The organism is Stenotrophomonas maltophilia, assembly GCF_013464485.1.
Classification (GTDB): Bacteria; Pseudomonadota; Gammaproteobacteria; order Xanthomonadales; family Xanthomonadaceae; genus Stenotrophomonas; species Stenotrophomonas maltophilia_AW.
This window is the reverse complement of the sequence record NZ_RAUX01000037.1, coordinates 61,341-82,072: the sequence shown is the minus strand read 5'-3', so window position 1 is coordinate 82,072 and position 20,732 is coordinate 61,341. Positions and strand designations below refer to the sequence as shown.

The following is a 20,732-nucleotide window of genomic DNA, read 5'->3' as shown; positions in this document are numbered from 1 at the left end:
GAATGTCAGCCCGGCCAGGCTCGCATCCGCTCGGCAGCAGCCAACACGCACAGCGCAGCGGCCAGCGGCGCCAGCACCGGTAGTGCACCAGGCACCGGCCGGCCTACACGCAGCGCAGCCAGGCTCAAGGCCGCCATCACCAGCAGCGTTACCGGACCTGGCAGCACCGGCAGGCCTCCCATCGGCAACACAAGCGCCAGCAGCGCCGCCGGCAGAATTACGACGACCGCCATCAGCCGCATCCGCAGCCCAGGCACTTCGTCGCGGGCCGCAGGCCACAGCTGGGCCGCCAGGCGTGCAGCCAGCGACAACAACACCAGCATCAGCGCGGCCAGGCCGGCCACACTCGCCAGAGGCAGCAGCGGCAGCACCCACTGCAGCTGCGGGTGGCGCTGCAATGCCACCGGCAAGGGCTGCCCGCCAGCCAATGAAGGAAACCCGACCAGGCCGGCCTGCAACGCGGCCAGCACCATCAGCAACAGCATGCCCGACAGCAGTGCGACCGCCAGCAGCTGCGGCGACCGGGCGCGCGCCTGCCGGCCCATGCCAGGAACCCCCAGCGCCAGCCCGGCACCGGCATACATGCCCAGCAACGGCACGCTGGCCGCCAGCACGCCACCAACTCCGAAACGATAAGGGGCCGTCGCGTCCGGCAGCCACGGAACCCAGTTCGCGTAGTGCACATGCCGTGCCGCCAGAGCCAGCAACAACAACCCCACGCCGATCTTCACCGTCAACAGCGCGCAGACCGAAAGCGCCACGCGGCGCGACGGCAGCAGCACGATCCCGCCCAGCAACGCCAGGCCGGCAGCAGCCATCAGCGGCTCCGGCATCCCATCGCCAGCTTCGATGCTGCGGCTGGCAAGTACGGCACGCGCATGACGGGCCAGGGACTGCGCCGCACCGATGCTGGCCACAACCAGTTCCAGCAGCAGTGCCGCCCCCATCAGGCGCGCGGGTGCCCGGCCCCAGCCGGCCAGCAGCATGCCAAGCAGGCCATCGGCAGTCGGGACATGCAGGTTCATAACACGTAGGCAGTACAGCATCGGCAGTGTCCCCAGCGCAGCCAGCGCCAGGCTCAGCACGATGGCCGGTCCCGCCAGGGAAGAAGTGTACTCGCCGATCAGCGCAGTCACGCTGCCGCCCAGCAACAGGGCCATCGCCATCATCGCGAAGTGATCCATTCCCAGCTCGGCATCCTGGCCGTGGCGATAGTCGCTGTCCATTGCAAGTCCTCTTGATATCCGCCCAAGCGCGGTCGACAGCAGGCTGGCAGCCTGTGCCAATGAGCGGTATCGGATTCCAAGCCGTAGGTGCCGCGATGTGACCACAAACACATTGGCAGATGCGCCGACGGTCCGAGCGCGACAGCGCCCCGATCGCTAAGCAGAATTGAAGCAGCTGATCACGTCAGCCCGTCAGCACGGCGTCGGTCCGTTACTTCGACCCGACTCAGCTGCGCGGCGGGGGCAGATGCGGCGCGACCAGCGCCAGCGTGCGCTGCAATGCACCGCGGCCGTTGCTGACCAGCGTGCAGCCGGCCCTCGCCATGTCCTCGCGAGCCTGCGCGTCATCAAGCAGATGCTGCAGCAGGTCGCCGACGGCCTGCGCATCCTCGCCGATCAGCAGTGCGCCGGCTTCGCGCATGCGACGTGAGATTTCAGAGAAATTGTGCAGGTGCGGGCCGGTCACCGCGGCCGTGCCCATCGCGGCCGGTTCCAGCAGGTTGTGGCCGCCGATCGGCTGCAGGCTGCCGCCGACGAACGCCACCTGCGCACACGCATAGAACGGCATCAGTTCGCCGAGGGTGTCGATGACGAACACGTCGGTGCCCGACTCCGGCCACTGCTTTGCACGCCGTGTGGCCACGTTCCAGCCCTGCTCGCGCGCCAACGCCTCCACTTTCGGGAAGCGCTCAGGATGGCGCGGAGCCCACAGCAGCAGCAGATCGGGGTGCTGCCTGCGCAGGTGGCGATGCAGGTCGATCACCGCCTGCTCCTCACCGTCATGGGTACTGGCAGCGATCCACACAGGGCTTGCGGCCGGTACGCGGGCATGGAACTGCGCGACGAAGTCCTGCACCTCCGGTGTCGCGATATCGAACTTCAGGTTGCCCAGAGCCTGTACCTGCTCCGGCGCAGCGCCCAGCTGCACGAAGCGATCGGCGTCGTCCTGCGACTGCGCAGCCACGCAGGTGACCGTGCGCAGGGCACGTCGAATCAGCGCCGCGAGCAACCGGTAACCGCGCAACGAACGTGCCGACAGGCGGGCGTTGAGGATATAGACCGGGATGCGGCGGTCCCGACAGCCGAACAGCATGTTCGGCCATAGTTCGGTTTCCAGGATCAGCGCCAGGCTGGGCTGGAAGTGGCCGAGGAAGCGGTTGACGCTGCCCGGCACGTCATATGGCAGGTAGACATGGTCGAGCGCATCTCCCCACAGCGCGCGAACACGCTCCGAACCGGTCGGGGTGATGGTGGTGATGACCCAGCGGATGTCCGGGCGCTGCTTGCGAAGGGCATTCACCAGCGGAGCGGCAGCATTGACCTCGCCGACCGAGACCGCGTGCAGCCAGACCCGCGGCTGGCCGGTCGGCTGCGGATACGAGGCATAGCGCTCATCCCAGCGCCGGAAGTACTCACGGACCCGGAAGCCGCGCCAGACCAGGTGGTACACGGTAATCGGCAGAAGAAGATAGAGCACGGCCGAGTACAGGCCGCGCAGGATCCATTCGACAGGGTCTTTGCGCATGCGGCAAGGATACGGGAGCCCCCCGGGAAAGACACGCGGCCGGGTTGGTAGAATGGGGCAATGTCCGATGCCACCACCGCCATCCGCCCGTCGCTGCGCGATCCCCGCAACTGGCCGATGTTCGCCGCCATGTTCGGCGCCTTCGCCCTCGCCCGCCTGCCGTGGATGCTGCAGCGTGCGCTCGGCCGTGGCGTCGGCTGGATCAGCTGGCGCCTGCTCGGCAGCCGCCGTCGCGCCGCCGAGGTCAACCTGAAGTTGTGCTTCCCGGAGAAGGACGAAGCCTGGCGCCAGCGTCTGGTGCGCGACAGCTTCGATGCGCTGGGCGTGGGCGTGCTCGAGTGCGTCCGCGCGTGGTGGGGCAGCATCGACCGCATCCGCCCGCAGGTGAAGATCGAAGGCCTCGAGCATCTGCGGCAGATGCAGGCCGAGGGCCGCGGCGTACTGCTGGTATCCGGCCACTTCATGACCCTGGAGATGTGCGGACGCCTGCTGTGCGACTACGTCGACCTGTCCGGCATGTACCGCAAGCACAAGAACCCGGTGTACGAGTGGGCGGTGAAGTTCGGCCGCCTGCGCTATGCGAAGGCGATGTTCGCCAACGAAGACATCCGCGCCACCGTGCGCCACCTGAAGAAGGGTGGCTTCCTCTGGTATGCGCCGGACCAGGACATGCGTGGCAAGGACACCGTCTTCGTGCCCTTCTTCGGACACACCGCCTCGACCATCACCGCCACCCACCAGCTGGCGCGGATGACCGGCTGCGCGGTGATTCCGTACTTCCATCGCCGTGAAGGCGGGAGGTACTTCCTGAAGATCGGCGCACCGCTGGAGAACTTCCCCAGCGAGGATGTGGAAGCCGATACCACGCGGGTCAACCAGGCCATCGAAGAGATGGTGCGCGAGGCGCCCGACCAGTACCTGTGGATTCACCGCCGTTTCAAGCGCCAGCCGGGCGGGCGGAGCGATTTTTACAAGTAACGCGGGGCCGGGTTGGCTTCATCCACGCATGGCGTGGATCTACTACGGCGGCGTTCGTTCGGTGACCCACGCCATGCGTGGATGTTCCGTTACGTCACCGCCGGTGTGTCATCCGCGTCCCGCGCCAGCAGGCTGCCGGCGAACAGCGCCGCCAGCAGCACGGTCAGGCCACCCCAGAACGCCGAATAGAAAGCCAGGTGGGTGTTGAGCGGGAACACGGTGACCGCCAGCGCCAGCATCGCCGGGCGGGCCCGGTCACGCGCGGCCACCGGTGCATAGCGCCATGCACGCCAGGCCTGGGCAACTGCCGCCAGCCACAGCAGCAGGCCGATCACACCGGTCTCGGCGAGAATTTCCAGAACGATCTGGTGCGCGTGCAACGCCGGGGCGTTGCCCCACACCGCGGGCCCCTCCTCTGCTACACAGGCCGGATAGGCGTCGCGGAAGCCACGTGCGCCGACACCGTTGATCGGGTGTTCCTCGATCATGCACGCCGCGGCTTCCCAGATCCGCGCGCGCCCGGACAATGCCTCGTCGACCCCCCGCTCGCCCTCATCCCAAGCCATCGCCGTGCGTGCGAAGCGTTCGCGCAGCTGCGGCACGCTGGCGGTCAGCGCGCCCGCGCCGATCACAGCGACCAGCGTCAGCAGCAGCAGCCGTTTCCAGCCGAACTGGCGCATGCCGCTGTAGGCCAGCACCAGCGCGAAGGTGATCCACGAGGCGCGCGAACCGGCCAGCAGCAGCACGCTGCCCAGCGCCGCAGCCGCAAGCAGCCAGCCGACGTTGCCGAAGCGGCGTGCCACCGGCAGCAACAGGAACGGCGACAGGCTGGCCAGCACCTGGCCGAACTTCAGGTTGCAGGGTCCCAGGGCGCCACTGAGCCGATCGGCCACGGCGGCCTCCTCGGCCGGGCACAGTGCATGGCCGCTCACTGCCAGCTTCAGGTGCTCCAGTGACCAGAACCATGGGCTGGTACCGGCCACGGCCTGCACCAGTGCATCCAACGTCCAGGCGCCGGTGATCAGCGCGAGGCCAACGAAGGTCAGCCGTCGCCGTTCCGGTGTGGCCACCGCGATCGCCACCAGCCACATGAAGGGCAGATAGCGCAGGCCTGCGGCCGCCTTGGTCCACGACGCCGCCGGATCGATCGCATCGAACGCGGAAAACGCCTGCGGCAGCCAGTAGCCGAGGAACAGGATCGAGGTCAGTGCCCAGGCTGCCGTGCTCAACAGATGCGGGCGGCGTTGCAGGCGGCGCATCACCATGCGCGCCGCGGCGTACAGCGCCCCCAGGCCCAACACGGTTTCGGCGATGCCCGGCAACGGCCACATCGCCACGTACGCCAGCACCCACCAGGGCGCCCAGCGCCCGGCGCGGTCGTCGCGCACGACAACGGCAGGATCAGCCGGCGAGGTCGGCATAGAGGCGGAGGGTGTCACGCTGCATGGCCTGCAGGGTAAACGGGATGCGGGTCGACAAGGACGGCGGCTGGGCCAGCAGGGCCAGCGCACGTTCACCCAGTGCGTGCGCATCGCCGAGCGGCACGGCACCTGCGGGTTGCAGCTGCCGAAGCAGCTCACCGACGCCACCGTGGTCCCAGCCCAGCACCGGGCGACCCACGGACAGCGCCTCGACCACCGTACGGCCGAACGCTTCGGGCTTGTCCGACAGCTGCAGCACCAGGTCGCTGGCCGCGTAGGCCTGGGCGATGCGCGCGGTCGGCGTACTGATCTGCACCGCGCCGGCCACACCCAATGCCGCCGCCTGCAGGCGCAGGTCAGCCACGTAGGCTTCGCGACCGGGTTCATCGGTGCCCAGCATCCACAGCTGCGCCGGTACACCGGCGGTGCGCACATCGGCCAGCAGCTGCAGCGCATGTGCGTGGCCCTTCAGGCGGGTGCCCCGCCCCGGCAACAGCAGCAGCGGGCCCTCAACCTGCGCCAGCCACGGGTAGTCGGCTGCCAGCGCCAGTCGTGGCCGGCGGTCGGCGCGCGCCACCCGCGGGAACTGGGCGACGTCGACGCCACGCGGAATCACCTGCAGCTTCTCTTCCGGCACGGTCGGGTAGTGCCGCTGCACGTAATCGCGCACGGTGTTGGACACGCAGATCACGCGTTCACCACTGGTCATCACTGCGCTGTAGCGGCTGGGCGAATTCAGCCCGTGCACGGTGGTCACCCAGTGCGGGCGCTGCGCGGCGGGCATGGCACGGATCGCGTACAGGCCCAGCCAGGCCGGCAGGCGCGAGCGGGCATGCACGATGTCCGCGCCCACCTCGGCAAACAGGCGGCGCAGGGTCGGCAGGTGGCGCAGGGTCAGCAGCGATTTGCGGCCGATGTCGAGGGTGAGGTGCTCGGCACCGCTATCGAGCAGCGGCTGCACCAGGCGGCCACCGGCGGAGACCACCAGCGCACGATGGCCGGCAGCGACCAGCGCCGCAGCGATTTCCAGGGTCGAGCGCTCGACACCGCCGGAGTGCAGCGCCGGCAGCAACTGCACCACGGTCAATCGGCGCATCGAAGGGGCAGCCGCTTAGTCGGCCAGCACGAACACGGAACCGCAGTACGGGCACTGCGCTTCGCCATTGGGCTCGTCTTCGATCGGCAGGTACACGCGCGGATGCGAGTTCCACAGCGCCATTTCCGGGGTCGGGCAGCTCAGCGGCAGATCGCTGCGGTGCACGGTGTAGCGCTTCTCGGCGTTGGCGGGCGCAGTGGCGGTATGGCTCATGGCGGATGTCGATGAACGGGTTGCGAGGCCTGTGATTCTAGCATCCGGGCCGCCCCGACATTGCGCCGCAACGGGTCTTTACGCGTACCGGACCGATTCCCTGCGACCTTGCACGCCACCTCCGGATGGGGTGCCACTGGAAATTCCTGACCGAACCAGCAGGTTCACGCCGGGAAACCGCCGACAACAGTATTTTCCGCATTTGGATCGAACTAAATGGCACTTGTCAGGTTGCCACGGCTGTTGCAGGATCGGGCCAGGTCGTGAACCGACCTGCCCCAAATCCGACCCGATCGCATGGCCCGCCCCCACCGGACCGGCATCGCCTCTCCCACTGCCACCCCGGCGGGCGGAGCGATGCTGTCCGTGGTGTCCGCCGATGCGGGTTCTGCCCGCCGCCTGCCCTTCCGGGAGACCCTTGCATGACCCTGTCCGATCCTCGCCGCGCTCTGCTTCCGCTCGCCCTGGCCCTGGCCTGTGCGACTACCGCGATGCCGGTGCTGGCACAGGGACTGCAGACCTCGTTCGAGCCCGGCGAACCTGCCCCGTCGCAGGCCGCAGGTGCACTGCAGGTCACGATCGGCAACGGCCCTGCGGCGCCTTACGCCGCCAAGCGCAATGCGGGCTACAGCGGCCTGCATGCACTGCGCTACAGCAGCGGAGGCGGCAGCGCGCGGCGCGAACTGTTCAGCACCGACCTGCCCATCGAGGCCGACACCACTCTGTCGTGGCTGGTGCTTCCGGAAATCGTCGGCAAGGACACCGTCGCCTCGACCTATGTCTCGCTGGACCTGCGGCTGGACGATGGCAGCCGCATTTCGGCCAGCGCTGCGCGCGACCAGCATGGCGTGGCCGTGGGCGCACGCGCGCAGGGCGCGTCGAAGACGCTGTATCCACAGCAATGGGCGCGCAAGGCGGTGCGGCTGGGCGACGTGCCCACGCTGAAGGGCCGCCGCGTGGTCGCGATCGAACTGGAAGTGGCCAGTACCGACGGTGCAGCGGTCTCCGGCTGGATCGATGACGTGCGCCTGGACACAGTGCCACGTCAGCAGCCAGCGCGCGTCTCCGACTGGGTGCTGACCACCCGTGGCACCCAGGCCAACGGCACCTTCTCGCGCGGCAACAATTTCCCGGCCACCGCGGTGCCGCACGGCTTCAACTTCTGGACCCCGGTGACCGATGCCGGCGCACTGAACTGGCTGTACCGCTGGAACGAACAGAACGACGCACAGAACCGCCCGCAGCTGCAGGCGCTTGCGCTGAGCCATCAGCCCAGCCCGTGGATGGGCGACCGCCAGACCTTCCAGGTGATGCCCTCGGCCAGCCGTGGCGTGCCGGAGGCTGATCGCCGCAAGCGTGCCTTGCCGTTCGACCGCAGCCACGAGAGCGCCCGCCCTTACCGCTACGACGTGCGCTTCGACAACGGCGTCGCAGCATCGATCGCGCCAACCGATCATGCGGCGTTGTTCCGCTTCGACTTCCCAGAGGGCGGCGACGCCAACCTGCTGTTCGACAATGTCGATGCACGCGGCGGCCTGACTCTGGACGCCGCCACGCAGACGCTGTCCGGCTATACCGACACGCGCAGCGGCCTGTCCAACGGCGCCAGTCGCATGTACGTGGTCGCCAGCTTCGACAAGCCCTGGCGCAGCAGTGGGCGCCTCAACACCGGCCGCCCGACCGGTTACATCAAGTTCGATGCCGGCAGCGACCGGCGGGTGACCATGCGCATCGCCACGTCGTTGATCTCGGTGGAGCAGGCGCGGCACAACCTGGCACTGGAAATCGCCGCGGCCGACACGCTGGAAAGCGTGTCCGGCCGTGCGCAGGATGCATGGGATGCGCGCCTGGCCCGTTTCGACATCGGCGATGCCAGCGACGACCAGAAGACCACGCTGTACTCCAGCCTGTACCGGCTGTTCCTGTACCCCAATTCCGGCCATGAGAACGTGGGCAGCGCCGCCGCACCGGAATGGCGCTACGCCAACCAGGCCAGCGCCAGCGATGACAACACCGAGGGCAGCGCGACCCGCAGCTATGCCGCCGTGCGCGACGGCAAGGTATTCGTCAACAACGGCTTCTGGGACACCTTCCGCACCACCTGGCCGGCCTATGCGCTGTTCACGCCCGACGATGCCGGGCAGCTGGTGCAGGGCTTCATCGAGCAGTACCGCGCCGGCGGCTGGATCGCACGCTGGTCGTCGCCGGGCTACGCCGATCTGATGGTCGGCACCAGCTCCGATGTGGCCTTCGCCGATGCATGGCTGAAGGGCGTCGGCGGTTTCGATCCGGCCGAGGCCTATGCCGCCGCGCTGAAGAACGCGACCGTGGTGCCGCCGGACCGCCATGTCGGCCGCAAGGGCATGAACCGTTCGACCTTCCGCGGCTATGCCAGTGCCGACGTGCACGAAGGCATGTCGTGGACGATGGAAGGCGCACTCAATGACTTTGGCATCGCCAACATGGCCGATGCCCTGGCCAAGCGCGCGACCGCGCCCGCCGCACGCGAGCGCTACAGCACCGAGGCCGACTACTTCCGCCATCGCGCCGCCAGCTACGCGACGATGTTCGATCCGGCGGCAGGCTTCTTCCAGGGCCGCAAGGCCGATGGTCGCTGGCGCGTGGACGCAAAGGCCTACGATCCGCGCGTGTGGGGCCACGACTACACCGAATCCAACGGCTGGACGTTCGCGTTCACCGCCGCGCACGACGGTGAAGGCCTGGCCGCGTTGTATGGCGGCCGCGAAAAGCTGGCGGCGAAGCTGGATACCTTCTTCGCCACGCCGGAAACCGCGGACCCGGCACTGGCCGGCTCCTACGGCGGTACCATCCACGAGATGACCGAAGCGCGCGACGTGCGCATGGGCATGTATGCGCACAGCAACCAGCCGGCGCACCACATCCCGTGGATGTACCTGTACGCCGGGCAGCCGTGGAAGACCCAGCAGCACGTGCGCGAGATCCTGTCGCGGTTGTACGTCGGCAGCGAGATCGGCCAGGGCTACCCGGGCGATGAGGACAACGGTGAAACCTCGGCATGGTACGTACTGGCCTCGCTGGGCCTGTACCCGCTGCGCATGGGCGCCCCGGAGTACGTGATCGGCTCGCCGGCATTCGAGCATGCACGGGTGGAGCTGCAGGGTGGTGCGGTGCTGACCGTGAACGCGGCCAACAACTCGCGTGAGAACGTCTACGTGCAGTCGCTGAAGATCAACGGTACGCCGTGGACGAAGACCTGGGTGCCGCACGACCTGATCGCCAAGGGCGCGACCCTCGACTTCGTGATGGGACCCCGCCCCTCGCGCTGGGGCAGCGGCGTGGACGATGTGCCGCGCTCGTTGACCGCGCGCGGCCAGCACCCGCAGCTGCTGCACGACCTGCTCGGCAGCGGCACGAAGGCGACGCTGGCCGATGGCCGTGCCCTGCCCGCGCTGGTCGATGACGATGCCGGCACCACGGTGGGTCTGGGCGCCGGTGCAACCATCGCGCTGACCGGCCTGGCCGAGGGCACCCCGACGATGTACACGCTGACCAGCGGTGACGGCCGCATCCAGGGCGGTGAGTGGACGCTGGAGGCGCGCAACGGCGGCGGCAGCTGGGCCGTGCTCGACCAGCGCAGCGGCGAAGACTTCGAATCCGCCCGCCAGACCCGTCCGTTCCGCATCGCCAAACCCGGTCGTTACAGCGAGTACCGCCTGCGCCTGGCGGCACCGGCACGGCTGCCGCTGGCGGAGATCGAACTGCTGGCGGCCGGCACCGTACAATGAGCTGCATGCGCTTCCGTCTATTGCCTCTGGCCCTTGTTGCCCTGTCCTTCTCAAGCTTCGGCCAGACCCAGGCGTTCGATACGCAGCTGACCCGCGACGGCGTGACGCTGAACTACCAGGACGCCCGTGGCGCCCTGGCCGCACCGCAGCGCAAGCGGGTGATCGATACGTTCTTCTTCGCGTACCTGCGCGAACGTGCGGACTTCCATCCCGCTGCGCCGTCAATGGTGCGCATCGTGATCGATCCGGCCTACACCGGCATCGCCTTCGTCGGCGACAAGGACCAGGCAGCGACGATCACCATCAATCCGGGTTGGCTGGCGCAGCACCCGAACGACATCGACCTGGTCACCCACGAGGCGATGCACATCGTGCAGGGGTATCCCGGCTATGGCGATGCACGGGTGCCGGGCTGGCTGGTGGAAGGCATCGCCGACTACGCCCGCGACCGCTATGGCATGGATAACGCCGCCGCCGGCTGGGCATTGCCCGGCAAGGTCGAGAAGGGGCAGAACGTCGACAGCGGCTACCGTGTCACCGGTGCGTTCCTGAAGTGGGCCGACGCCGAACACCCGGGCCTGGTGCTGGCACTGGACAAGGCCCTGCGCGATGGCCGCTATGCACCGGCGCTGTGGCAGAAGCACACCGGCAAGGCACTGCCAGCGTTGTGGGCGCAGTACGCCAAGCCGCGTTCGGACGCACCGCCGCCGGCGCCGGCACGGCGCGGCAAGCGGCACTGACTGGGTGGTCGACTGGATATCGGGGCGACTGGGTAGAGTCGACTGTTAGTCGACTGCCCTTGATTCAGCCACCGAAAACCCCGCGCTTCGCGCGATAGTCGACCAACGGTCGACTCTACCTCGCTGCCTTCTACGCCTCAGCGCGACCGCACGAAGCCGGCGTAGAGCGCGAACAGCTGCTGGAAGTACCGCCGCGTCACTCGATTGCGCATGACACCCTCGCCCATGAAAAGTTGGTCGGGCCCAGGGTGGGAAGGCCGGTCCGGTCCCTTCCCACGGCCGGGCCGCGTGGGCGTATTGGGCCGCAAAGGCGTTGCAGGGACATGACCGGGCGGCGTAGCGCGTGTGGCACAGGCCGGCGGGCGGTAGAGCCGGCCGCTGGCCGGCTGCAGTGGCGGTGGACATGATTGCGGTTGCCGGCCAGCGGCCGGCACTACCCGTTTCCGCTTTGCGGAAACAGAAACGCGCCCCGGGGGGCGCGCTTCTGCAGCTGGAATCGGAAAGAAGGCTTACGCCTTCTTTTCCGCTTCCAGCTGCTTGCGGATCTGCGCATCCACCGCCGCAATGGCGGTCATGTTCAGGATCCTGCGCGAGGTCGCGCTGGTGGTCAGGATATGCACCGGCTTGTTCACGCCCATCAGGATCGGGCCGATCGCCACGCCGTCGGTGAACACACGCACCAGGTTGTAGGCGATGTTGGCCGCTTCCAGGTTCGGCAGCACGAACAGGTTGGCGCGACCCTGCAGGGTCGAGCCCGGCAGCAGCTTCTGGCGCAGCGCTTCGTCCCATGCGGTGTCACCCTGCATTTCGCCGTCCACGTTCAGACGCGGGTTGCGCTTGAGCAGCAGCTCGCGCACCTGGCGCATCTTCAGCGCGTCCTTCGAATCGTGGCTGCCGAAGTTGGAGTGCGACAGCAGCGCCACCTTCGGCTCGATGCCGAACAGCTTCATGCGGTAGGCCGCCTGCAGGGTCGCTTCGCACAGCTGCTCGGCGGTCGGGTCTTCCTGCACGTGGGTATCGACGAAGAAGAACACGCCCTGCTGGTTGATCACGCCGGTCATCGCCGAGGTCGAGGTGACCTTCGGCTCCAGCGGCAGCACGCTGCGCACGTAGCCCAGCTTCTTGTGGAAACGGCCGACGATGCCGGTCAGCATCGCATCGGCTTCGCCACGGGCCACCATCACTGCAGCGATCAGGGTCGGGCGCGAACGCATCAGGTTCTTCGCCGCGGCCACGGTCACGCCACGGCGGCCGGTCAGGCCGTGGTAGTACTGCCAGTACTCGTTGAAGCGCGGGTCGTCGTTGATGTTGGTGACTTCAACGTTCTCGCCGATCTTCAGGCGCAGGCCGAGGCGCTCGATGCGCGACTCGATCACTTCCGGGCGGCCGATCAGGATCGGGTGCGCCAGGCCGTCATCGACCACGTTCTGCACCGCCTGCAGCACCACTTCCTCTTCGCCCTCGGCATACACAACGCGCTGCTTGTCGCTGCGCGCGCGGTCGTAGACCGGCTTCATCATCAGGCTGGTGCGGTAGACGAACTGGGCCAGCTTGTCGCGGTAAGCGCCCATGTCGTCGATCGGGCGCGAGGCCACGCCCGAGTCCATCGCGGCCTGGGCCACGGCGGCCGACAGCTCCACCAGCAGGCGGCGGTCGAACGGGCGCGGGATCAGGTATTCACGACCGAAGCTCGGGGTCTCGCCGCCATAGGCCGAACCCATGTCGGTGGCCGCACGACGCGCCAGCGCCGCGATGGCGCGCACGCAGGCGATCTTCATTTCCTCGTTGATCGCGGTCGCGCCCACGTCCAGCGCACCACGGAACAGGTACGGGAAGCACAGCACGTTGTTGACCTGGTTCGGGTAATCCGAACGGCCGGTGCCGATGATCGCGTCCGGACGGGCGGCGCGCGCCAGTTCCGGCATGATTTCCGGAGTCGGGTTGGCCAGCGCGAAGATCACCGGATCCGGCGCCATGGTCTTGACCATGTCGGCGGTCAGGATGCCCGGCGCCGACAGGCCCAGGAAGATGTCCGCGCCGTCGACGATCTCGGCCAGGGTGCGCTTGTCGGTGTCGCGCGCATAGCGCTGCTTTTCCGGGTCCAGGTCGGTACGACCGGTGTGGATCACGCCCTCGCGGTCGAAGGCCAGGATGTTCTCCGGCTTCAGGCCCAGCTGCACCAGCATGTTCACGCAGGAAATGCCGGCCGCGCCCATGCCCGTGGTCGCCAGCTTCACTTCCTCGATCTTCTTGCCGGTGATCGCCATGGCGTTGAGCACCGCTGCGCCGACGATGATCGCCGTGCCGTGCTGGTCGTCATGGAACACCGGGATCTTCATGCGCTCGCGCAGCTTGCGCTCGACCACGAAGCATTCCGGCGCCTTGATGTCTTCCAGGTTGATGCCGCCGAAAGTCGGCTCCAGCGAGGCGATGATGTCGACCAGCTTGTCCGGGTCGGTTTCATCCACTTCGATGTCGAACACATCGATGCCGGCGAACTTCTGGAACAGCACACCCTTGCCTTCCATCACCGGCTTGCCGGCCAGCGCGCCGATGTTGCCCAGGCCCAGCACCGCGGTGCCGTTGGAGATCACCGCCACCAGGTTGCCACGGGCGGTCAGCTCGCTGGCCTGCTGCGGGTCGGCCTTGATCGCTTCACAGGCGTACGCCACGCCCGGCGAATACGCCAGCGACAGGTCGCGCTGGGTCAGCATGGGCTTGGTAGCGGAAACCTTGATCTTTCCCGGCGGGGACATCCGGTGGTAATCGAGGGCGGCCTGTTTGAAATCTTCGTTGGACATCGATGTGGGTTACATGAATGGGCAGAAGGGACAGGGGATGATACCCCCGTTGGAGCGTCTGGACCTGTCGCTATCCTGTCGCAGGCATGCTGCGACCGCACAATTCCGTGCCGTATGCGACGGTACCGCGACACCAGCTTCGGTGCGTCCCATGACAGCCATGGGACGCCTTGAAACGCCGCGGGGCCGTACCACTGTCGTGATCGGCCCCGCGGTACCACACACCTGGATCAGCCCCTGGCCGGCAGCGCCTCGGGCACGGCATCGATCAGCGGCGGCAGTTCGCTTTCGCGGCCATCCAGCGCCAGCTTCAGGCGGTTGCGGTCCAGCGCCCCCTCCCAGCGCGAGACCACCACGGTGGCCACGGCATTGCCGATGAAGTTGGTCAGCGAGCGGCATTCGCTCATGAAGCGGTCCACGCCCAGGATCAGCGCCATGCCGGCCACCGGCACCTCCGGCACCACGGCCAGGGTGGCGGCCAGGGTGATGAAGCCGGCGCCGGTGACGCCGGCCGCGCCCTTGGAGCTGAGCATGGCGACCAGCAGCAGGGCAATCTGATGGCCCAGGGTCAGTTCGGTGTTGGTGGCCTGGGCGATGAACAGCGCCGCCAGGGTCATGTAGATGTTGGTGCCGTCCAGGTTGAACGAGTAGCCGGTCGGGACCACCAGGCCCACCACCGACTTGCTGCAGCCGGCGCGTTCCATCTTCTCCATCAGCGACGGCAGCGCCGACTCCGACGAGGAGGTGCCCAGCACCAGCAGCAGTTCGGCCTTCAGGTAGCGCGCCAGCTTGAACACCGAGAAGCCGCACAGGCGGCAGACCAGGCCCAGGATGACCGCCACGAACAGGAAGGCGGTGAGGTAGAACGAACCCACCAGCCAGGCCAGGTTGATCAGCGAGCCAACGCCGTACTTGCCGATGGTGAAGGCGATTGCGCCGAAGGCACCGATCGGCGCGGCCTTCATCAGGATGTGGACCAGCTTGAACACCGGGGCGACCAGCGCCTCCAGGAAGTTCACGATCGGCTTGCCCTTCTCGCCCACCGATGCCAGCGCGATGCCGAACAGCACGGCCACGAACAGCACCTGCAGGATGTTGCCATCGACGAACGCGCTGAGCAGCGTCTTCGGGATGATGTCCATCAGGAAGCCGACCAGGGTCAGGTCATGCGACTTCTCGACGTAGCTGTGCACCGCGGTCTGGTCCAGCTCGGCCGGGTTGATGTTCATGCCGGCGCCGGGCTGCACCACGTGCGCCACGATCATGCCGACGATCAGCGCCAGCGTGGAGAAGAACAGGAAGTACGCCATCGCCTTGGCGAATACGCGGCCCACCGTGCGCAGGTGGGTCATGCCGGCGATGCCGGTGACGATGGTCAGGAAGATCACCGGTGCGATGATCATCTTCACCAGGTTGATGAAGGCATCGCCGAGCGGCTTCATCTTCTCGCCGATCAACGGTTCGTAGTGGCCGAGGATGGCGCCCAGGACGATCGCCACGATCACCTGGAAGTACAGCTGGCGATAGATCGGCAACGGCTTTGCAGGCACCGGTGCTGCGGTCGGGATGTGCATGGCGGACTCCGGAAGGGGCATTTTCAGGCACGTACGGCCCCGGGACTGCACGGGAACCGTTACCGTGGAAACTGACCGCAGGCCCTGTGCAGCACGCGCAGGGGGTGCGACCAATGGACGCCTTTGTACGCGCCGGGCACGCTGGCGCAGATAACCTATTGGTACTAGCCCCCCGGTTCAGGTGGCCGCGATGCCTACACTGGCGCTGCACCGCCCGATCACGGGGAGGCCGGTGGCCCGAGCTGAACGGCCGGGCGCGTCATTGCGAAAGTTCCGGCCCTTGCGGCCGTTGTTGTCCTGTCCACACGCAATCTGAGAGAGCCGCACCCAACATGCGCCCGATTCCCACCTTGCTGGCCCTGTCGCTGGCCGCGCTTCCCGCCTTCGCTTCGGCTGCCGATTTCGACAACTGGCCGACCAAGTACGCCTTCGGCGACGGCACCGAGTTGGCCGCCACCGCCAACATCGCCTACGACTACAACGATTTCTCCTCGGGCAGCGGCCTTGAGGACGACGACGCCGTGCGTCGCAAGGAATTCGGTGCGACGCTGAAGAAGAAGGGCGTCTATGACGCGATGGTGTACTACGACTTCCAGGCCGACACCTGGCTGGACGTGTTCGTTCGCTTCGAGAGCAAGGCCTTCTTCGGCCGCGACGTGGGTCGTTTCCGCTTCGGTTACATGAAGACCCCGGTCGGCCTGGACGCCAACACCTCCTCGCGCGCCGGCAGTTTCCTGGAAACCGCGCTGCCCGTGCAGGCCTTCTACGCAGGCCGCCGCACCGGCGTGGAGTGGGTGCTGGAGCGCCCGCAGTACCTGCTGCAGGCCGGCGCCTATGGCGGCAAGGATCTGCAGGGTGACAACCCCGGCACCACCCAGGCGGTGCGTGCGGTGTGGACCCCGGTGAAGGCGCCGGGTGACGTGATCCACCTGGGCGTGGCCTATTCGCAGGAAAATCCGCGCGGCTACAGCGATGGCCGCGACGTGCACCACGAGGCCAGCGCGCGGCTGCGCGCACGCCCGGAGGCCGGCCTGACCGATATCCGCTACGTCGATTCCGGTGCCCTGGTCACCGCCGATCAAATCCGTCGCACCGGCCTGGAAGGCATCTGGATCCGCGGCCCGTTCTCGCTGCAGGCCGAAGCCCTGCGCGCCACGGTCACCCGCCATGACGGCAAGCCGGATTACACCGGCAGCGGCCAGTACGCGATGGCCAGCTGGGTGCTGACCGGCGAGTCGCGCCCGTACAACGCCGGTGCCGTGGCCAACATCAAGCCGGCGCATGACTACGGCGCAGTGGAACTCGTGGCCCGCTACAGCCGCCTGGACCTGGATGACGGCAACATCCTCGGTGGCCGCCAGCACGACCTGACCCTGGGCGCGAACTGGTACCTGACCAGCCACTTCAAGTTCCAGGCCAACTATGTGAAGGTCGACGCCAGCCGTCGCGGTGTGCACAGCACGCCGGAGATCTTCGAACTGCGCGCGCAGATGCACTTCTGACCCCTTCCACGTCAGGCCCCGGCGGGCGTGCATGCCMCGCCCGCCGGCCCTGCGTAGACTGCCGCCATGTACTGGCTCAGCCGCCACCGGATGCTGTTGCTGACCATCGCGGTGATGGTCGGTGGCACCGTGCTGTGCGCGATTGTCGCCGGCCACTATGCCTGGCGGCGTGCCCTGGGTGACGAAAGCAGCCAGGTGCAACGCCAGCTGCAGTTGTATGGCCAGGGCCTGCAGCAGCGCATCGACCGCTTCGGCACGTTGCCGCAGGTGCTGGCACTGGACCCGGACCTGCTGCACGCGCTGCGCGTGCCGCCCTCGCCCACCGAACGGCAGCGGCTGAACCTCAAGCTGCAACGCGCCAATGAGGTCACCCGCGCCTCGACCCTGACCCTGGTCGGCCACGACGGCGTGGCGGTGGCCGCCAGCAACTGGGACCAGCCGACCACCAATGTCGGCGAGAACTACAGCTACCGGCCCTATTACCGCCAGGCCCTGGCCCAGGGCCGTGGCCGCTTCTACGGCATCGGCATGACCACCGGCGTGCCCGGCTACTACCTGTCGCAGGCTATCGAGGAACATGGCCAGCGCCTGGGCGTGGTGGTGATCAAGGTCGAGCTGTCCGCACTGGAACAGGAATGGCTGAGCAGCCCCGACGTGGTGCTGGCCAGCGACGACCACGACGTGGTGTTCCTGGCCAACCGCGATGCGTGGCGTTACCGGCTGCTGCGGCCGCTGGGTGCCGATGAGCGCCGCGAGATGCTCGACGCCCGCCAGTACGCCGACCGCGCGCTGCAGCCATTGCGCGCGCGTACCGAGGACGTGCTGCCCGACGGCGGACGCATGGTGCGCCTGCTGGACCCCGCATTGCCGCAGCCGATGCTGTGGCAGAGCCTGGCGCTGCCTGCCGAAGACTGGAACCTGCATCTGCTGCACGATGCCAGTGCAGCCACTTCTGCCGGTCGCGCGGCCGCGCTCACCGGCGGTGCTGCGTGGCTTGCACTGGGCTTCCTGGTGCTGTTCGTGCAGCAGCGCCGGCGCCTGGCCAAGCACCGCCTGCGCAGTCGCCGCGAGCTGGAAACCCTGCTCAAGCAGCATGCGCAGGAACTGCGCACCGCACAGGATGGCCTGCTGCAGGCTGCAACCGACGCTGACAGCGGCCTCAGCCGCAGCCTGGCGCACCTGCCGCAGGGCGTGGTGGTGATCGACCGCGAACTGCGGCTGGTGGCATGGAATGCACGCTATCTGGAACTGTTCCGGTTCCCGGCAGACCTGGTGCGCGTGGGCCGGCCGATCGAGGAACTGTTCCGCTTCAACGCACGCCGTGGCCTGCTCGGACCCGGCCCAGTCGACGAGGCCATCGAGCGTCGCCTGAACCACCTGCGCAGCGGCCGCCCGCACATGCGCGAAAGCGAGAAGGATGACGGCACGGTGCTGGAGATCCGTGGCAATCCATTGCCCGACGGCGGCTTCGTCACCAGCTATGCCGACATCACCAGCTACAAGAACGCTGCTCGCGAACTGCGTTCTCTGGCCGATGCGCTGGAGCACCGCATCGCCGAGCGCACCCATGACCTGGACGAAGCACGCCGCGAAGCCGAGCAGGCCAACCGCTACAAGACCCGCTTCGTCGCCTCGGCGGTGCACGACCTGCTGCAGCCGCTCAACGCCGCGCGCATGTTCGTCTCGGTACTTCGCGGCAAACTGAGCGATCCCGCACAGCAGCAGACCAGCGACCATATCGATGCCGCATTGGCCGCGCAGGACGCGATCCTCAACAGCCTGCTCGACATCGCGCGGCTGGAATCAGGCAGCCTGCCCACCCGTGTGCAGGCGTTCCGGCTGGGCCCGCTGCTGCAGACGCTGGCGCGCGAGTTCGGTATCGCCGCGCAGTCACGAGGGCTGGTGGTCGACTGGATCGATACCGCTGCAGTGGTGGTCAGCGATGAAGCACTGCTGCGCCGCATCCTGCAGAACTTCCTGTCCAACGCACTGCGCTACAGCGAGCGCGGCCGCGTGCTGCTCGGCTGCCGCCGCCGCGACGGACTGCTGTGGATCGAAGTGCATGACCAGGGCCCGGGCATTCCGGACGCCTTGCAGGGCGAAATCTTCGAGGAATTCCGCCGCCTGCACGACGGCCAGCAACGGGGCGCTGGTCTCGGCTTGGCCATCGTCGACCGCATCGGCCGCCTGCTTGGCCATCCGATCCGGCTGCGCTCGCAGCTGGGCCAGGGCAGCGTGTTCGCGGTGGGCGTACCGTTGGGCGAGGCCAGCGCGATTCCTGCTACGGCACCCGCGCCGGTGCTGGTGCAGGAACCGGCCGCAGACAATCCGCTGCGCGGGCGCCGGGTGTGGGTGATCGACGACGATCCGCACGTCTGCGCGGCCAGCCGCGCGCTGCTGGAACGCTGGGGCTGCGAGGTGATGCTGGCCGATGGCCCGCAGGCCGCGCTGCAGCTGGCCAGTGTCGAAACGGTGCCGGAGCTGGTGCTGCTGGATGTGCGCATGGGTGATCACCACGGGCCGGTGTTGTATGAGACCTTGGCGGCGCTGTGGAAGGCGCGCCCGCCGGTGGTGCTGGTGACTGCAGAGCGCGATGCCGGGCTGCGCGAGATGGCCGCCGAGCGCGGCTGGGGGATGATGGCCAAGCCGGTGAAGCCACCGGCGCTGCGGGCGCTGATGAGTCAGTTGCTGATCCGCCATCGCGGGTAGTTTCCAGCCAACGGCGCAGCCCCTCGTGGGTGGTCGCGCAAAGCAGCTCATCGGTGGGGCCGGGTAGATGGGCTGCGCAGGGGACGCTGCAAGTACATCCCTGTAAGCTCGGTCGCCGCATCCATGCGGCTCACGCCCCTGCGCAGCCCATCTACCCGGCCACGGACAAGTTCCGTGCGCGTCCACCCACGGAGAAGAAAAAGAAGATCAAAAGCGGGCCGCTGCGCTGCGCTTGCTCGTGTAGAGCCGAGCCCATGCTCGGCTTCGAGGACCGGCCGGAAAGCAGCCGAGCGTGGGCTCGGCTCTACAAAAGGCGGCCTGCCAGGCTGCTTTTGCTTTTGATCTTCTTTTTCTTATCCGTGGGTGGCAGACCATCGGAATCTGTCAGCGGCCGGGTGGGTGTGTAGTGCGGGGTGTCCGCGCTACCCACCCGGCCAGCCACGGCACAAGTCGACTAACAGTCGACTCTACCTCTACCCTCCCACGAGGGGCTGCGCCGTTGGCGGGAAACTACAGCCCGGCGCCGGCGTCGCCTTCCGGCTCCAGCGCCTTCACCAGCACCGCTGCCTGGGTGCGGCTATGGCACTCGAGTTTCTTCAGGATCGCGGTGACATGCACCTTCACCGTGTTTTCCGCCAGCCCCAGCGTGTAGGCGATCTGCTTGTTGAGCAGCCCATCGGCCAGGCACAGCAGCACGCGAAACTGCTGCGGGGTCAGTTGCGCCAGGCGGCTGGCAAGCAACGCATCGGCCTCCGAACGCTCGGCGGCCATCGCCGGGAACCACAGGCCACCATCGAGCACCGCCTGCACGGCTTCGCCGATGGTCTCGGCCGGCGCAGACTTCGGGATGAAACCGGCCGCGCCGAACTGCTGGGCGCGGCGGATCACCCGCGGATGATCGTTGGACGAGAGGATCACCACCGGAATGTCCGGGTGCGAGCCGCGCACGTGCAGCAGCGCGGAGAAACCGTGCGCACCAGGCATGGTCAGGTCGAGCAGCACCAAGTCCACATCCGGATGCGCGTCGAGCGCGGCGGCAAGCGCATCGGCGCTGGCGACCTCGCGCACCTGCGCCAGCGGCAGGCTCTGCCGCAATGACTGCACCACCGCCGAACGCAGCAGCGGGTGGTCATCGGCGATCAGAATGGTGTATTCGCTCATGCCGCCATTGTACGGGCAG

At 67.7% G+C, this 20,732-nt stretch carries 13 protein-coding genes; 5 read left to right on the top strand and 8 right to left on the bottom strand.

All coding sequences use genetic code 11. From position 1 onward, the window contains the following. Window positions 1-5 precede the first annotated feature (5 nt). Both D7Y61_RS16960 and waaA read right to left on the bottom strand, forming a co-directional pair. On the bottom strand, window positions 6-1,226 hold the full coding sequence (locus tag D7Y61_RS16960; protein ID WP_180867952.1) for an amino acid transporter: 1,221 nt from the start codon (window positions 1,224-1,226) through the stop codon (window positions 6-8). Between the two features lie 226 nt (window positions 1,227-1,452). Beyond that, complete coding sequence (gene waaA, locus D7Y61_RS16955; protein WP_180867950.1) at window positions 1,453-2,751, bottom strand: lipid IV(A) 3-deoxy-D-manno-octulosonic acid transferase; 1,299 nt, start codon at window positions 2,749-2,751, stop codon at window positions 1,453-1,455. Between the two features lie 60 nt (window positions 2,752-2,811). Between waaA and D7Y61_RS16950 the strand changes: the two genes are divergently transcribed. Beyond that, the gene (locus D7Y61_RS16950) at window positions 2,812-3,729 is read left to right on the top strand and encodes an LpxL/LpxP family Kdo(2)-lipid IV(A) lauroyl/palmitoleoyl acyltransferase (protein ID WP_180867949.1); all 918 of its coding nucleotides are present in this window, start codon (window positions 2,812-2,814) and stop codon (window positions 3,727-3,729) included. 89 nt (window positions 3,730-3,818) lie between these two features. Here the strand turns inward: D7Y61_RS16950 and D7Y61_RS16945 are convergent, their stop codons facing one another. Genes D7Y61_RS16945 through D7Y61_RS16935 form a run of 3 tightly spaced genes read right to left on the bottom strand, consistent with a single transcriptional unit; the run spans window position 3,819 to window position 6,459 of the window. After that, window positions 3,819-5,150 (bottom strand): O-antigen ligase family protein, encoded by a 1,332-nt coding sequence (locus D7Y61_RS16945; protein ID WP_180867978.1) that lies wholly within the window; start codon window positions 5,148-5,150, stop codon window positions 3,819-3,821. Beyond that, window positions 5,131-6,246, bottom strand: coding sequence for a glycosyltransferase (locus tag D7Y61_RS16940; RefSeq protein WP_180867947.1), 1,116 nt, complete (start codon window positions 6,244-6,246; stop codon window positions 5,131-5,133). The genes D7Y61_RS16945 and D7Y61_RS16940 overlap by 20 nt, the downstream gene beginning before the upstream one ends. A gap of 15 nt (window positions 6,247-6,261) precedes the next feature. Next, window positions 6,262-6,459, bottom strand: coding sequence for a zinc-finger domain-containing protein (locus D7Y61_RS16935; RefSeq protein WP_005410967.1), 198 nt, complete (start codon window positions 6,457-6,459; stop codon window positions 6,262-6,264). A 422-nt stretch (window positions 6,460-6,881) separates the two neighbouring features. Between D7Y61_RS16935 and D7Y61_RS16930 the strand changes: the two genes are divergently transcribed. Together D7Y61_RS16930 and D7Y61_RS16925 are read left to right on the top strand one after the other, a co-directional pair. Beyond that, complete coding sequence (locus D7Y61_RS16930; RefSeq protein WP_180867945.1) at window positions 6,882-10,226, top strand: GH92 family glycosyl hydrolase; 3,345 nt, start codon at window positions 6,882-6,884, stop codon at window positions 10,224-10,226. Then, entirely contained in the window at window positions 10,223-10,966 is a 744-nt protein-coding gene (locus tag D7Y61_RS16925; RefSeq protein ID WP_180867943.1) for a basic secretory protein-like protein, read from the top strand. The genes D7Y61_RS16930 and D7Y61_RS16925 overlap by 4 nt, the downstream gene beginning before the upstream one ends. 509 nt (window positions 10,967-11,475) lie before the next feature. On the opposite strand, the gene D7Y61_RS16920 is transcribed toward D7Y61_RS16925, so the two are convergent. Further along, complete coding sequence (locus tag D7Y61_RS16920) at window positions 11,476-13,767, bottom strand: NADP-dependent malic enzyme (RefSeq protein WP_032129106.1); 2,292 nt, start codon at window positions 13,765-13,767, stop codon at window positions 11,476-11,478. A gap of 230 nt (window positions 13,768-13,997) precedes the next feature. Continuing rightward, on the bottom strand, window positions 13,998-15,341 hold the full coding sequence (locus D7Y61_RS16915; RefSeq protein ID WP_049398388.1) for a dicarboxylate/amino acid:cation symporter: 1,344 nt from the start codon (window positions 15,339-15,341) through the stop codon (window positions 13,998-14,000). Between the two features lie 332 nt (window positions 15,342-15,673). Here D7Y61_RS16915 and D7Y61_RS16910 point away from each other — a divergent pair, with 332 nt between their 5' ends. Both D7Y61_RS16910 and D7Y61_RS16905 read left to right on the top strand, forming a co-directional pair. Beyond that, window positions 15,674-16,843, top strand: a complete 1,170-nt coding sequence (locus D7Y61_RS16910; RefSeq protein ID WP_180867941.1) for an OprO/OprP family phosphate-selective porin — start codon at window positions 15,674-15,676, stop codon at window positions 16,841-16,843. Window positions 16,844-16,909: 66 nt separating this feature from the next. Continuing rightward, window positions 16,910-19,552, top strand: a complete 2,643-nt coding sequence (locus D7Y61_RS16905) for a hybrid sensor histidine kinase/response regulator (RefSeq protein ID WP_180867939.1) — start codon at window positions 16,910-16,912, stop codon at window positions 19,550-19,552. A gap of 510 nt (window positions 19,553-20,062) precedes the next feature. Here the strand turns inward: D7Y61_RS16905 and D7Y61_RS16900 are convergent. Then, window positions 20,063-20,713 carry a response regulator gene (locus D7Y61_RS16900; RefSeq protein WP_106551256.1) on the bottom strand — a complete coding sequence of 217 codons (651 nt, stop codon included), beginning with the start codon at window positions 20,711-20,713 and terminating at the stop codon, window positions 20,063-20,065. Between the last annotated feature and the right edge of the window lie 19 nt (window positions 20,714-20,732).